Here is a 15,054-nt window from a genome sequence, read left to right as displayed (position 1 = left end):
GAACCCGCCGCTCCTGTCGGACGATCCGCCGAGCGATGCGCCGGATGCATCGACCACCGAACCGGTGCCGATGAACCCCGAGCAGGCCGTCTGGTTCGCCGACGCGTTCGCGCGCCTTGTCGGCCATGTCGGAGCAGCGCTCATCGGCAAGTCCGACATCGTGGCGCTCGTGCTGCAGGCGATGCTCGCTGAAGGACACGTCCTCCTCGAAGACGCGCCCGGAACCGGTAAGACCAGCCTCGCGAAGGCGCTCGCGGCCACGGTTCAGGGAACGAGCAGCCGGATCCAGTTCACGCCCGACCTTCTCCCCAGCGATATCACCGGCGTCACGATCTACGACCAGCGGACGCAGGAGTTCGAGTTTCATCGCGGACCGGTGTTCGCATCGATCGTGCTCGCCGACGAGATCAACCGCGCCTCGCCGAAGACGCAATCGGCGCTCCTCGAGGTCATGGAAGAGGGGCGCATCACGATCGACGGCGTCGCTCACGCCGTGGGCCGCCCGTTCCTCGTGCTCGCGACACAGAACCCCATAGAGACGGCCGGAACCTACCGCCTCCCGGAAGCGCAGCTGGACCGGTTCCTGGTGAAGACGTCCATCGGCTACCCGGACCTCGATGCCACCGAGACGATCCTCGCCGCCACCGGCACGCGGGTCTCCCAGCCGGCCCTGTCCGCCATGATCACGACCGACGCGGTCTCGGACATGACAGAGCTGGCCGCCACAGTTCACATCGACTCCGCCGTGCTGCGCTACATCGCCATGCTCGCCGAAGCCACGCGTGATCACGACTCCGTGCGCCTGGGCGTATCCGTACGCGGCGCGATCGCCATGGTGCGGATCGCGCGCGTCCGGGCGGCCTCGCTCGGACGCCACTATGTGCTCCCGGACGACATCAAAGCGCTTCTCGGGCCCGTGTGGGAGCACCGCATCGTGCTCGACCCCGAGGCGGAGTACAGCGGCATGACCGCCGCGGCGGTGCTGGCACGTGTCATCGCCACGGTCGATGCCCCATTGCACCGGAGTGATCCGCAATGATGTCCTCGCCGTCTCGTCCCGCTGACGCTCGCCGCACCCGCACGCTGCGAGCGTGGCCGACGCGCGCCGTACCCGACGAGACGGCGACCACGCAGACCCGGCAAGCCACACGGCGCGCCCGCGTGACATCGGCCGCAGAGAGCCTGCGCACCCTGCGTCCACTGGGATGGCTGCTGCTTTCGTGCTCGGTGGGCGTCGGTATCGCAGCGACCCTGCTGGGCTGGGCGGAGTTCGCGACTGCCGCACTGGTGGCGGGGCTGGTCATGATCCAATCGGCCCTGTTCCTCATCGGACGTACCGCGTACGACATCAGGATCGCTCTGAACCGCACGCGAGTGGTGGCGGGGGAGCGTGCCTACGGCAGCCTGACGGTGACGAACCCGACCACGCGCTCGCTGGCGCCCGCGCGACTGATGCTGCCCGTCGGATCGGGCTGGGGCTCCTTCGACGTGCCACGGATGCCCGCGGGAGAGACCCGCGACGATCTGTTCTCTATCCCGACGGCCGCGCGTGGTGCGCTCGCTGTGGGACCGGTGAGCGTGCTCCGCGGCGACCCCCTCGGCCTCTTCGAGCGGATCTCCCACCGCGATGACGCCCATACTCTGTATGTCCACCCCCTCACGGTTCCACTCGTCGGGCTGTCGCTCGGGCGGGTCCGTGATCTCGAAGGCCTGGCCACACCGGACCTCTCCCGTGACGACGTCTCCTTCCACGCGCTGCGCGAGTACACGCCGGGTGACGATCTCCGCCACGTCCACTGGCGCTCCACGGCGCGCGCCGGTGAGGTCCTGGTGCGTCAGTACGAGGAGACCCGGAGATCGCGATTCGTCATCGGCCTCAGCACGCACCCGGACGACTACAGCGACCCGGATGAGTTCGAACTCGCCGTGAGTATCGCGGCGTCGTTCGGTATGCACGCGCTCGCGGATTCCCGAGATCTCGCCGTGCTGATGCAGGGGCGCGTGGTGACGGACACCGGTGAAGGACGTCTGCTCGATGAGTTCTCCCTGGTCTCGTTCTCTTCTGCAGGCGGCACGGGCATCGACGCCCTCGGGGTGCGCATCGCACCCCATGCGCACCAGGCAGCGCTGGTGATCCTGGTGTGCGGAGCGCAGGCCTCCGCAGCTGCGCTGCACGCGGCATGTGGACGCCTGCCCGCCGGGGGACGCACGCTCGTGGTGGTGGCCGATCCCGAATCGGAGAGCGTGCGGCGTCGTGTCGGCACGGCTGACGTGCTGCATGTGCCGAGGCTCGAGGAGCTTCCGCGCGCCGTCCGACGGGTGCTGTCGTGACCTCCGTGCGCGAAGGGCTCCGGGGCACCCGCGCTCGGCGGATGATGATCGACGTCATCGCGGTCGTCGTCCTGTGCCTGATCATCGGCTGCGGCTTTCAGCCCGTGTTCGACGGGCTCGGCTTCCTGCTCACGGTCGGGATCGGAACCGGCCTCGGCGTCGCGATCGCGGTTGTGGCCTCCCTGCGTGCCTGGGCCCTCCCGCTGACCGTCCTCGCGACGGTCGCGGGCTACTTCCTCGTGGGCGCAGCGGCCGCGCTCCCCGGCACGACGTTCTTCGCCATCCCGACGCTCGAGAGCTTCCGATCTCTCACCACCGGCATCGTGACCGCGTGGAAGTCGTTCATCACGGCCGGGCTTCCGCTCTCCACCGACGAGCACGCCCTCGTGCCGTTCATCCTGATGACGGTGTGCGGGGTGACGTCGGCGTCGGCCGCGCTGCGTCTGAAGCATGCCGCCTGGGCGTTGCTGCCCCTCGGTCTGACCGCGGCAGCCGTGGCCCTCCTCGGCTCCCGCACTGCCGAGTTGCCCGTGGTCGCGGGGGCTGCCTTCGCGGTCGTCTTGATCGCCTGGCTGGGGGTTCGCCATGCCCTGGACCCGTCGCGTCATCTCCTTCATGCGTCCACGGAGGCCACCGCGGTCCATCTGCGCGCGATTCGCCGCCGCCGGGTCGTCGCGGCTGCCGCCGTGCTTCTCATCGCGATGGTGGGGGGATCGGCGGGAGGCGCCTATCTCTTCGACGGTGGCCGGACCGACCGGGTCGTGGCGCGCGATCACGTCGTGCCGCCCCTCCAGCCGCACGACTACACCAGTCCCCTGCAGTCATTCCGCGCCTTCGTGCGAGACCACGCCGACAGCGCCCAGTTCACCATCACGGGGTTGCCGACGGGCGCGCGCGTGCGCCTCGCGGCCCTCGACGCCTACGACGGGCTCGTGCTGCAGGCATCCGATGGCGCTTCGGCCGGCTCCGGCCGCTTTCTGCCGCTGTCCGGCGGTGCGGCCGACGAGAGCACGCTCACGCGGGTGGGCGTGGTGGTCGGCGACTACACCGGCGTCTGGGTGCCGACGGTGGGTGCGGTCCAGGAGCTCACCTACGATCCGGCGGCACGGACGGCAGGTGCCACCGAACGACGAAACACCTATTACAACGACCAGACCCAGACCGCGCTCAACACCGCTGGCTTGGCACCGGGAATGGTCTACACGGTCGAGACGACGATCGAGCGGTCCCCGTCGCGGGCATCGCTCGCCGATGCCCCGTTCGCCGCGGTGCGCATGCCGCCCGCAGTGAACGTGCCCGAAGAGGTCGCCGCGCTCGCCTCGCAGGCCACCGCTGACGCTACGACTCCGCTGGAGAAGGTCGAGGCGCTGACCGGATGGCTGTCATCCACGGGCTACTTCAGCCACGGACTCGAGGGTGACGCCCCGTCCCTCTCCGGTCACGGGGCAGTCCGTCTTCACGATTTCCTCGACAGCGACACCATCGTCGGAGACGACGAGCAGTATGCGGTGACCATGATGCTCATGGCGGCACAGCTGGGCATTCCCGCCCGCGTCGTCATGGGGTGGTATCCCTCGGGCGATGGTGCGATCACCGATCCGTTCGTCGCGAACGGGGACAACCTCCACGCCTGGGTGGAGGTCGCCTTCGCCGGGCACGGCTGGGTGGCTTTCGATCCGGCACCGCCGCCCGACAAGGTACCGAGGGAGTCGGCGCCGCGACCCCGGAGCGATCCGAGACCACAGGTGCTGCAGCCCCCGATTCCCCCACAGGAAGCCGTGGACGACACCCCTCTGGCGCCCAACGATCGCGACAACGGCGAAGAGCAGGACAAGCCGGAGGAGGCAAGCATCGACTGGGGCTCGATCGCGCTGTCGGCGGCTGTCGTCGGAGGTGGAGCGCTGCTTCTTGCCCCGGGGGTGATCGTGCTCCTAATCAAGGAGATGCGTCGGCGTCGGCGTCAGAGATCGGTCAGCGTGCCCGCTCGAATCGCCGGCGGCTGGGATGAGATCGTCGATCGCGCCGTCGACCTCCGGGTTCCGGTCCGCGCCGGCGCGACGCGGGTGGAGACCGCACGGACCCTCCAGCGCGCATTTCCGGATGTGGCCGTCCTTCCCCTGGCACATCGCGCCGACGCGGGCGTCTTCGGACCCGCGACCGCGGACGGTGCCGAGGGAGAGGCTTTCTGGGACGAGGCTGGACGAGTTGTCCACGGAATGCGCCTCTCGGTCGGTCGGGCCCGTCGCATGCGTGCAAGGATCAGTCTGCGTTCCGTGATCGGTGCGCGGGGACGATCACGTGGTGGTGGGAGACCCGATGGTGATACGTCCGCGCTCTCCGCGACGGCGGAAAGGGGGCGATGATGACGCAGCGGCAAGCCGCCGGCATCAGCCGTCGGATTCTGGCATGCGCGATTGACGCGGTGATTCCCGTCGTACTGGCCTCGTTGGTCACGGCAGTGCTGACGCTGACGGGAACCGGGCACACCCCGCTGGTCGTCGCGGGAGTCATCGCGGTATGGCTCCTCGTGCACAGCGCGCTTCAGGCCGGGGAGGGGTCACTCGGAATGCAGATGGTCGGTATCCGGCTCATCGGCGTGCACGACCTTCTCCCGATCGGCTTCGCGCGCGCCCTGGCACGAAACACCGTTTTCCTGCTGCTGTGCGCCGCGGTCATCGGCTTCTTCACGCCGTTGTTCGATCGCGGGGCTCGCCGTGGGTGGCACGACAAGATCGTGGCAGCGTCCATGGTGCAGCAGAACCGGCGGATGCCGGTGGTGCCGGCCGTATTGCAGGAGGAGAAGCGCGCGGAGGAGTGGCTCGCGGGAGTCAGTGCCGACGCGGTTGCTGCCGAGCCGATCCGTGACGTCCCGGTATCTCGGGTGAGTCGTTACCTCACCACGGAACCTCCGGAGCGCACTGCCGATGTCATCGAGAGCGTGCCCGGCATCACGGATGACCGGATCCGCGCCGAACGCGCCCGGATCCGCAACGCCCGGCGAGCGCGCGGCGGGCAGCTGAGCTCTTTGGCGCCGGTGCAGGCGACCCGTGAGGAACGCCCGCGACCCGGCGACGAGCCGCCCTCGATCACCCGTCCGCCTGCGCCGCCACTCACCATCACGGCGCGTTCGGGTCGCTCGACGCGACCCGCCATCGTCGTCTCTCCGCCCGCGCGCGATCGGCAGGTGGCGGCTGAGCAGGCTCCAGGCGCTCCGGTGCGCGCGACGCCGCCTGTTCCTGCGGTCTCGATGTCCGGTCCGTCCGCGGCAGAGGACCTGGTCGCGCACCTGCTTCAGAACCCCTCCACATTCGTCACGATCATGTGGGACGATGGCACGCTGTGTGAGGTGGAGCGAGACACGGTGTTCGGTCGTAACCCGGTCGGTGGGGAGGAGGATGGCCTCGCGATCGTCTTCGACGATTCGCTCTCGTTGTCGAAGTCGCACTTTCGCGTGCAGCGCAGCGGCGCCGACATCGGGCTGGTCGATCTGCACTCCACGAACGGGGTGCGTATTCGCCGCGAAGGCGTGACCACTGCGGCTGCCCCGGGGGAGTTCACCCGGTTGCAGACCGGTGATCTCCTCGAGATCGGCTCTCGTCGCGCCCGTGTGGAGGTGATGCGATGAGCGCCACTGCTCCCATCACCGTGGACTGGGCGTCCGCGACGCATCCGGGCCTGCGCCGTCGCAGCAACGAGGACTCGCACATCGCTCAGCCGCCCCTGTTCCTCGTGGCAGACGGCATGGGCGGCCATGCCGCAGGAGACGTTGCCAGCGGGATCGTCGTGGCCGAATGCGCCGAGCTCGCGGCGCAGCCGTCCGTATCGGTCGAGCAGTTGCAGGACGCGCTGACTCGGGCCCGCCGCCGGGTCGAGCGGGTCGGCGGCGCCGGCCGGCCGGCCGGCAGCACCCTCACCGGGGTCGCCGTGTCGGACGTGGACGGTGCCGGCTACTGGCTGATCGCCAACGTGGGCGACTCCCGAACCTATCGGCTGGCGCAGGGGCGTCTCACGCAGATCACCGTCGATCACTCGATGGTGCAGGAGCTGATCGCGAGCAGCCGTCCGGATCTCGCCGCGCGAACAGGGCGCAACGTCATCACCCGTGCGATCGGTGCGGGCAGTGACGGGGTCGCGGACATCTGGATGATTCCCGCGGCCCGTGGTGATCGCCTGCTGGTGTGCAGCGATGGCCTCACCAACGAGGTGAGCGACGAGCAGATCGCGGCGATCCTCACCAACACGACAGATCCGCGCAGCGCGGTCACTCATCTCATGTTCGCGGCTCTCCACGGAGACGCCGGGGCAGACGAACCACCGGCCGGAGGCCGGGACAACATCACCGTGATCGTCGTCGACGCTCGAGACGTGTCCTTGTCGGAAGACGACGAGGACACGGCGCCGGGCACCCGCTGGGGCGGGGCGAACGGGACGCGGGAGGCCGCGCCAGCGGCGACATCGCGGGGATTGGGACAGGGCGAGAGCCCGCATCTGGGGAAGGACTCATCACGATGAGCACACATACGAGCATCGGCATCATGCAATACGCCAGCGGCGACTGGTACGTCATCGCGAAGGAGAACGGTTTCGTTCTCCTCCCGGGCCACATGGCTGCCTCCACTCTCGAGCGAGTGTGGCGGGCGCTGGATTCGGGTCGTATCGCGGCCGTGATCGACGCCATGACCGCCACTGCGGGCGCACCGCTGTCCGCGGTCCCCCCGTTCGCCATCGCGATCGGTCATGGTCCGGACCTGAGGGTCGCGGTGAGGGGCGACGTCCGGGTGGTCTATGACGATGGTGCCCGGCAGGAGCTGATCACCGGAGGTCGCATGGAGACCTGGGTCGAGCAGGAGCTTCCCGTCCATGTCGCGCTCCTGGTCACGCCCCCGGAGTCGCAGATCGATGAGACCCTGCTTCCGCTCATTTCCGGCATCGCGCGCGCCGGCCTCGTCGCCGTCGGCACGCAGGACCATCCGGCTGGCAGCACGGTGGCGGCGGCACCGGTCGGAGCGACCACCGACGCTGCGGCCATCGATGCTCCGGAACCGACCGGCGCTGACGAGGACGAACGTGCCGACGACGAGCCGGAAACGGCTGCGGCGGAGGGCGGTTCCGCGAGTGAAGACCCGACCGACGACCGCACGAGGGACGATGGCGGCGACGCCGAGAGCGCGGCAGACGACAGCGTTGTGGACGGCGGCGTTGTGGACGACAGCGTTGTCGAGAACGGCGTTGTGAATGACAGCGTTGTGGGCAGCAGCGTTGTGTACGACGGTGCCCCGGCGAACGAGGGTGTCATCGCGGACCACGGCGCTGTCGCGGACGACGGTTCTCACGCGGACGACGGTGCCCACGCGCATGGCGACAGCGACCCCCTCTCGGACGGGGAAGATGCCGTTTCCGACGAGGCCGTCGATAACAACGATCTCCACAACAACGATGCCCACAACGATGGCGTCCACAACGATGGCGTCCACAGCGATGGCGTCCACAGCGATGGCGTCCACAGCGATGGCGTCGACAACGAGGGCGTCGCCAACGAGGGCGTCGACAACAGCAGGGACTTCTCCGCCACGGGTGACATCGCCCGCCCCATCGCCACCGATAGCCTCGCCGAGGGCGACGACCGCGCTGGGTTCGGCAACAGCGGCGGCCCTCACGGCGATCTCGCCCACCAGGCTGGCGCCGCCGACCGCGGTGATGATGCCATCTCACACGACGGCACCCACCCTACGGACGCGAACTCCGCGGACGAGGAGTCTGATCAGACCGTGACAGGGGAGGCCGTCATCGACCCGGGCGTGACGGGTGGGACCGCCATGCCGCTGCACTGGAATGAGGCGGAGCCCGACTCGCCCGCGGGGCAGCACAGCATGGCGGCAGCCGGGATCACCGGCGATCACGACGGACACACCGTCGAGCAGTCCTTCCTCGACGCGGCCCGCGCGGCCGGCTTGGTGTCGGATACCGACCCGGGTGCTGCCACGGCCGCGGACTTCGAGGATGCCCCCGACTTCTATGCGGAGTTCGGTATCGATCTGGACGGCACTCATACCTCGGGTGAAGCGGGCGGATCCCCGGACACGGACCGTGCGACCCGTGGTCGCGTCGTGCTGTCCACTGGTGCCGTTCTCGACCTGGACCGCACTCTCATCGTCGGACGTCGTCCGCGGATCGAGCAGGGCATGAGCGATGACATTCCGGAGCTCATCACCGTTGCAAGCCCGACGCACGACATCTCCCGCAACCATGTCGAGATCCGCCGCGATGGTGAAGCGGTCACTGTCACCGACCTCAACACCACGAACGGCACGATGCTGCTGCGTGAGGGCGACGGTCCGCTGCGCCTGCACCCCGGTGAGGCGACGATGGTGCTCTCGGGTGACGTGCTGGACATCGGCGACGACGTGACGCTCAGGTTCGAGGACATTCCGTGAGTCCCCGACGTCGAGCGGCGCCACCACCCGAGCTTCCCGGCTACACCTTCGTGGAGCTCATCGGCTCGGGTGGGTTCGCCGACGTCTACCTTTTCGAGCAGCACATGCCCCGGCGGCGGGTGGCCATCAAGGTCTTGCACACCGACCGGATGAGCCGGTCCGCTCTGGCGGAGTTCGCCGCAGAAGCGAACGTGATGGCCATGCTGTCCACGCACCCGTCGATCGTCACCGTCCACGGTGCGGGAGAGGCACCCGACGGACGCCCGTACCTCGTCATGGAGTACGCGCCGCGGCCCACACTGCAGGCGCGGTACCGGGCTCGTCCGCTGTCGGTTCCGGAGGTTCTCCGCGTCGGCATCATGATCGCCGCCGCGGTGGAGACCGTGCATCGCGCCGGGGTGATGCATCGCGACATCAAGCCCGCCAACGTTCTGTTCACCGAGTATGACCACCCGGCGCTCACGGACTTCGGCATCGCGTCGACGTCGGCCGCGGAGACAGCTGCGGGGGTGTCGATTCCGTGGTCCGCTCCCGAGATGTTCGCCGAGCAGCCCTTCGGCGGCCCCGAAGCCGACATCTATGCGCTCGCCGCCACCCTCTACACCCTGCTCGCCGGGCACAGCCCGTTCGAGGCCGAGCGCGCCGCCACCAGCCTGGATCTGATCGATCGCATCGAGAGGATGCCGGCCCAGCCCATCCCTCGTGCGGACATACCCGAGTCTCTGCAGCGCACGCTGCTGCGGGCGCTGTCAAAGTCGCCGGAGGATCGGCATCCCTCGGCGCTCGCGTTCGCCCGCGCGCTGCAGAAGGTTCAGATCGAGCTGTCGATGGCCGTGACGGTGATCGACATCATCGACGACGCGCCGGACCGGAGCGACGAGGACGGCGAAGCAGACGGGCTGACCCGGGTGCGCAGCGTCGTGAGCATCGCGCCTCTCGTCGGCTCGCCGCCGCTCACCGGCACGGACTCGACCACCGAAGCCGCCGCCTCCAACTCGCCCGCCGTCGTCGATGTCGAACCGCGACGTCACCGCACCGCCTCGGGGATCGCATCCCTGTGGTCGAAGCCGTGGGGACGGGTGGCGGTCATCACCTCCGGGCTCGTCGTCGTCGCGGTCGTGGTCGCCGCGAGTGTCCTCGCGGCGACCGTCCGCACCCCGGACCCGGGGCCGAGCGCCGCCCCGCAGAACATCGTCGTGACCGCCGTTCCCTCCCCCGAGGATCTCGCCGGTCGTGTCGAGGGCGGCGACGTCGTGTTCACGTGGACGAACCCGGATGCCCTCCCGGGCGATCGCTACCTCTGGAACATCGTGAACGCCGGCCGCGACGAGGAGGCAGAAGTCGTGGAGACGGCGACGGTCACCGTTCCCCGCGGGGACGCGGTCCAGGTGTGCATCGCCGTCAGCGTCCTGCGCGACAACGGAGCCGCGAGCACTGTGCCGGCGCGCCTCTGCGCGCCCTAGCGCCCGTGCCACTCACCCGCCCGTGACGCTCACCCGCCCGTGCCACTCACCCGCCCGTGCCACTCACCCGTCCGCGTCGTTACCGGATCGCGTCGCTGAGGTGCTTGGCGCCGTGGCTCAGCACCTTGATGATGATGCCGCGCCGGCGAAGCTCGGCCATGGTCCGCTGTTCCTCGGACAGATCGCGACCCAGCGCGTGCACGGAGGAGATCACCAGAACGTCACCGCGTCGGAGAGTGCCGAAGAACCGCGTGAGGCGTTGCTCCCAGGATTCGAGCGTCTCCGGGGCCGGGTGGCGGAATCCCTCGATCGGCACGCCGAAGCGCGAAAGGTCTTCACGCTGCTCGATGAGCGAAGGCATGTCGTCGCGGACCACGACCAGACCCACCAGTCGAGATCCTTCGGGCCGTGCCCGCCACCACGTGCTGTCCGACTGCAGCTCCGAGAAGCACTTCGGGCACTCCGCAGCCGTGTGGGCGACAGGAATCAGCCCCGTGTCGTTGCTGGAGTCCGTGCCCGTCGTCGCGCCGTCCGTCATGTCCTTCTCCGTCGTTCGTCCTGTGCTCCATTGTGCCTGACGGCACCGACATCGCTCCGGTGAAGTCACCGCCCATCGGCCGCGAACCTGCAGCCTGCACGATGGGAGTCGCCAGGGCGCCAGGTCACTCGGGGAGGTGTGCGCGAATGCTGAGTTCCTCGGCGTCCAGTCCTTCCAGTACCCGTCGCAGCATCGCGGTGCTGTAGCGGCCGTTCGATCGGGCAGAGGTGAGGCGCTGTCGCTGCGCCTGGATGATGACGAGGCGGATGGCCCGCAGCTCGTCCATCGTGGCGCCTTCCGCCTCATCCGGCGGGGCGACCATGCGCTCCCGGGCGGCGGCCAGCAGAGCCGGGTCGAAGGGACGGCCGTCCTCGCGGTGCAGATCGGGGTTGGCCAGCGCCTTCGACGCGGCTTCGCGCAGGGCGGCGTTGAGCTCGGCGAGCTGCTCCGCACTGTCGGCGTCGTCCTTCGCTCCGGTGAGGCCCAGGGCGCGGATCAGCGGCTTGATCGTGGATCCCTGCAGCAGCAGGGTGCCCACGGCCACCAGGAAGGCGATCAGGATGAGCAGGCTGCGGTTGGGCGTGTCCTGTGGCAGCGTCTGCGCCGCGGCCAAGGTTACGGCGCCACGCATACCCGCCCAGACGATCAGGGCGCCCTCGCGCCATCCGAGCTGCGACGACTCGAGATAGGCGATGTCGCCGAGCGAGCGGGAGATGCGCTTGCGGAAGCTGGCGAGCCGGCGCTCCGGGTTTCGCGCTCCCCGCTCCGCGACCTGCTCCACGGTGACGTTCTGGAACCGGTCGCGTGCCTGCTCCAGATGCGGGCGGATCGTCTCTCCGCGCTTCGCCCGCCGCCCCTGCATCCAGACCAGGGGGATGACGTAGAGCGTCCGCATCACCATGATCACGAGGAATGCGAGAAGCGCGAGGAAGGCGGCATTGCCGAGGATGTCCTCGTCGCCGCTGTTGATGACCGAGCTGAGCTCCAGGCCCATGATGAGGAAGACGGCGCCTTCCAGCATCAGTTCGATCGTGCGCCAGTTCACTCGGTCGCTCAGTCGCTGCTCCGCGGTGAAGTATCGTGCGGCGCCCTGACCGGTGACGATGCCGGCCACCACTGCGGCCACGAGCCCCGAGCCACCCAGGTGTTCGCTGGGGAGGTAGGCGACGTAGGGCACCACGAAGCTGATGGCGGTGGCGGCCGTCGTCGAGGGGATCCAGGCGCGAACGCGCAGGTTCACCCAGCCCACGAGCCCACCGATGCCGACAGCGATCACGACGGCCCAGCTGAACGTGCCGACGCTGCCCCAGAGGGCGAAGGCACCGGAGCTCGCAGCGATGGCGGTCTTCAGAAGCACGAGCGCGGTGGCGTCGTTGAGCAGGCTCTCACCCTCCAGCATCGTCACGACACGGGGCGAGGTGCCGAGCTTCTTGACGATCGAGGTGGCCACGGCATCGGTGGGGCTCAGCACGGCGCCGAGCGCCACGCCGACCGCGAATCCGACATCGGGGATGAGGAGGCTGAAGACGAGCCCGAGCACGAGGGAGGAAAGCAGGACCAGCAGCACCGAGAGTCCGCCGATGGCGCTGAAGTCCCGCCGGAACTCCATCGCGGGAAGCGAGACTGCGGCGGCGTACAGCAGCGGCGGCAGGATCCCGATGAGGATCCATTCCGGGGGCAGGTACAGGTTCGGCGTCCCGGGGATCAACGTGATGCCGATACCGAGGGCCACGAGCACAAGGGGACCAGCGACGCCCACCTTGGGTGCCAGGGCCGTTACCAGGGCGATGATGAGGATGCCGGCGACGATGAGGATGATCGTCAGGTCGATGTCGATCTGACCGAACAACGGGATGAGATGGTCGATCTCGGGGAAATCGGACAGGGGCGTGAACATGTGGACCCTCCTCCCGAGGCGCTTGCGGAAAGGGCATCGCGCGCGCCGACCTCTCCAGTTTAGAGGGGTGCCTCAGACAGGAACCGCCTCGTGACGGCGCAGAATGCGTGTGCATCGTTCCCGTGTGTTGTGGCTTCGGGCGAGTACCGTTGAGGGATGACGTTCAATCCCAACGCCGATGTGAGCGACAACACCGCGCAGCGTCGCGGCGGTGGCCGTCGTACCGGCATGGTGGTGGGCGGCGGGGCCGTCGGGCTCGGTGCCATCGTGGTGGCGCTCGTCGCCATCCTGACCAACGGCCAGGTGGATCTGAGCGGGATCGTCGGCACCGGCGGGCAGCCGCAGCAGCAGGAGACGACCGCCGCCACCGGCGAGTTCGCCGATTGCAAGACGGGCGCCGACGCCAACGCCAACGACGACTGCCGGCTCGCTGCGGCCAGCCTGCTGCTCGACGATTTCTGGGCCGCGAATATGGACGGCTACGTGAAGCCCACCGAGGTGGTGTACTCCGGCACGACGGAGTCCGCATGCGGCACGGCCAGCAACCAGATGGGGCCGTTCTACTGTCCGCCGGATCAGAGCGTGTACGTGGATCCGTCCTTCTTCGAGATCATGCGCCAGCAGTTCGGCGCCAGCGCCGGCGACCTCGCGCAGCTCTATGTGGTGGGACACGAGTACGGCCACCACGTGCAGAACCTCATCGGCGTGATGGAGAAGTATCCGAACAACGGCACCGGCGCCGACAGCAACAGCGTGCGCACCGAACTGCAAGCGGACTGCTTCGCAGGCGGATGGATCAAGAACATCACGCAGTCCAAGGACAAGAACGGTGTGCCCTACATGAAGGAGCCCACTGAGGCTCAGATCAAGGACGCGCTGAATGCGGCGGCAGCCGTGGGGGACAACAACATTCAGAGCCGCAGCGGCTACGTGAATCCGGACACCTGGACGCACGGATCCAGCGAGCAGCGGCAGAACTGGTTCTGGACGGGGTACACGCAGGGGATCAATGCCTGCGACACCTTCGACGGCCCGCTCTAAGAGCACGATGACAGGTGCGCGCCGACAGCGCACCGGTGGGGGAACGACATGACTGACGAGCAGGGGCTCGACGAAGACCTCTATCCGGCGATCGAGCCGTATGAGACGGGACAGCTGCTGGTGGGCGACGGCCACCGCATCTACTGGGAGCAGAGCGGGAATCCGGAAGGCAAGCCTGTGGTGTTCGTCCATGGCGGTCCGGGATCCGGCACCTCACCATGGCAGCGACGCTTCTTCGATCCGGAGAAGTACCGCATCGTCCTGTTCGACCAGCGGGGCGCCGGCAAGTCCACGCCGCACGCAAGCGATCCTGACGCCGACATGCGTCACAACACCACATGGCATCTGGTGGCGGACATGGAGCTGCTGCGCAAGAACCTCGGCATCAGTGCCTGGCAGGTGTTCGGCGGCTCCTGGGGATCCGCGCTGGCGCTCGCCTACGCGCAGACGCACCCGGACGCCGTGACGGAACTGGTGCTCCGGGGGATCTTCACGCTGCGGCGTGAGGAGCTGGAGTGGTTCTATGAGGGTGGCGCCGCCGCGGTGTTCCCGGATCACTGGCGCGCATACGAGGAGCAGATCCCGCCCCTGGAGCGCAACCGCATGATCGAGGCGTACCACCGGCGCCTCTTCGATCCGAATCCCGCCGTGCATCTCCCGGCCGCAGTGGCGTGGTCGCAGTGGGAGGCCGGAACGGTCACCCTTGTCCGTGACGAGGAGGCCGTCGACGAGATGGCTGATGCCAGGCGGGCCGCCGCGTTCGCGCGGATCGAGAACCACTTCTTCATGCACGGTGGATGGTTCCGTGAGAACCAGCTCATCGAGGATGCTGCACACATCCGGCACATCCCCACGGTGATCGTGCAGGGTCGCTACGACATGTGCACTCCGATGATGACGGCATGGGCTCTGCATGAGGCGATGCCCGAGGCGGAGTTCATCATCGTGCCGGATGCCGGTCACTCGGCGGCGGAGCCCGGGACGCGTCGGGCGCTGCGTGCCGCGTGCGATCGGTTCGCGTCCTGAGCGAGCAAGTGCGACACGCCCGTTGTTCACCGGGATTTGTCGTGGGCGTGGGTTCCGCGTAAGTTAGTTCTTGTTCGCCCCACAGGGTAGAGCGGAGGGCCTCCGGGTCCGGCTCCCCTCAAGCTGGTGGACGATCCCCCTCGATGATGATCCTGGTGCTGTTGTGCTGGGGTTGTTTCGTGGTGGTTGCCTGGACTTCGGGTCGCGGCGTGTCGGTTTGACGCGGTGCGGGTTCTGGTCTAGGCTAGAGAAGTTGCCCCGCAGCTAAGCCCCGTGTGGGTGGTGTGTGGGAGCATCCGATCCTTGAGAACTCAACAGCGTGCA

At 68.4% G+C, this 15,054-nt stretch carries 11 protein-coding genes; 9 read left to right on the top strand and 2 right to left on the bottom strand.

The features are described 5' to 3' along the window. Positions 1-64 precede the first annotated feature (64 nt). From ACIQJ5_RS16000 to ACIQJ5_RS15970, 7 genes are read left to right on the top strand one after another with little or no spacing between them, the layout of a single operon-like run. The gene (locus ACIQJ5_RS16000; protein ID WP_402845482.1) at positions 65-1,039 is read left to right on the top strand and encodes an AAA family ATPase; all 975 of its coding nucleotides are present in this window, start codon (positions 65-67) and stop codon (positions 1,037-1,039) included. Further along, a complete protein-coding gene (locus ACIQJ5_RS15995) occupies positions 1,036-2,331 on the top strand; it encodes a DUF58 domain-containing protein (protein WP_231092379.1) in 1,296 nt (431 codons plus the stop codon). The genes ACIQJ5_RS16000 and ACIQJ5_RS15995 overlap by 4 nt, the downstream gene beginning before the upstream one ends. After that, positions 2,328-4,694 (top strand): transglutaminase family protein, encoded by a 2,367-nt coding sequence (locus tag ACIQJ5_RS15990; RefSeq protein ID WP_402845309.1) that lies wholly within the window; start codon positions 2,328-2,330, stop codon positions 4,692-4,694. Before ACIQJ5_RS15995 ends, ACIQJ5_RS15990 begins: the two co-directional genes overlap by 4 nt. After that, on the top strand, positions 4,694-5,956 hold the full coding sequence (locus ACIQJ5_RS15985) for an RDD family protein (RefSeq protein WP_402845307.1): 1,263 nt from the start codon (positions 4,694-4,696) through the stop codon (positions 5,954-5,956). The genes ACIQJ5_RS15990 and ACIQJ5_RS15985 overlap by 1 nt, the downstream gene beginning before the upstream one ends. Beyond that, on the top strand, positions 5,953-6,843 hold the full coding sequence (locus tag ACIQJ5_RS15980; RefSeq protein ID WP_231092376.1) for a PP2C family serine/threonine-protein phosphatase: 891 nt from the start codon (positions 5,953-5,955) through the stop codon (positions 6,841-6,843). The genes ACIQJ5_RS15985 and ACIQJ5_RS15980 overlap by 4 nt, the downstream gene beginning before the upstream one ends. After that, positions 6,840-8,765, top strand: coding sequence for an FHA domain-containing protein (locus ACIQJ5_RS15975; protein ID WP_402845305.1), 1,926 nt, complete (start codon positions 6,840-6,842; stop codon positions 8,763-8,765). The genes ACIQJ5_RS15980 and ACIQJ5_RS15975 overlap by 4 nt, the downstream gene beginning before the upstream one ends. Beyond that, positions 8,762-10,228 carry a serine/threonine-protein kinase gene (locus tag ACIQJ5_RS15970; RefSeq protein ID WP_402845304.1) on the top strand — a complete coding sequence of 489 codons (1,467 nt, stop codon included), beginning with the start codon at positions 8,762-8,764 and terminating at the stop codon, positions 10,226-10,228. The genes ACIQJ5_RS15975 and ACIQJ5_RS15970 overlap by 4 nt, the downstream gene beginning before the upstream one ends. A gap of 79 nt (positions 10,229-10,307) precedes the next feature. Here the strand turns inward: ACIQJ5_RS15970 and ACIQJ5_RS15965 are convergent, their stop codons facing one another. Together ACIQJ5_RS15965 and ACIQJ5_RS15960 are read right to left on the bottom strand one after the other, a co-directional pair. Continuing rightward, positions 10,308-10,766, bottom strand: a complete 459-nt coding sequence (locus ACIQJ5_RS15965; protein WP_402845302.1) for a recombinase family protein — start codon at positions 10,764-10,766, stop codon at positions 10,308-10,310. A 124-nt stretch (positions 10,767-10,890) separates the two neighbouring features. Then, positions 10,891-12,663: a sodium:proton antiporter gene (locus tag ACIQJ5_RS15960; protein ID WP_231092372.1), complete on the bottom strand. Its 1,773-nt coding sequence runs from the start codon at positions 12,661-12,663 to the stop codon at positions 10,891-10,893. Between the two features lie 156 nt (positions 12,664-12,819). On the opposite strand from ACIQJ5_RS15960, the gene ACIQJ5_RS15955 reads away from it, so the two are divergent. Both ACIQJ5_RS15955 and pip read left to right on the top strand, forming a co-directional pair. Beyond that, positions 12,820-13,704 carry a neutral zinc metallopeptidase gene (locus ACIQJ5_RS15955; protein ID WP_402845300.1) on the top strand — a complete coding sequence of 295 codons (885 nt, stop codon included), beginning with the start codon at positions 12,820-12,822 and terminating at the stop codon, positions 13,702-13,704. Positions 13,705-13,752: 48 nt separating this feature from the next. Beyond that, the gene (pip, locus tag ACIQJ5_RS15950) at positions 13,753-14,730 is read left to right on the top strand and encodes a prolyl aminopeptidase (protein ID WP_231092370.1); all 978 of its coding nucleotides are present in this window, start codon (positions 13,753-13,755) and stop codon (positions 14,728-14,730) included. The last annotated feature ends 324 nt before the right edge of the window (positions 14,731-15,054 follow it).

This window comes from Microbacterium sp. GXS0129, from assembly GCF_044769785.1.
Taxonomy (GTDB): Bacteria; Actinomycetota; Actinomycetes; order Actinomycetales; family Microbacteriaceae; genus Microbacterium; species Microbacterium nymphoidis.
This window is presented reverse-complemented; position numbering and strand designations above follow the sequence as displayed.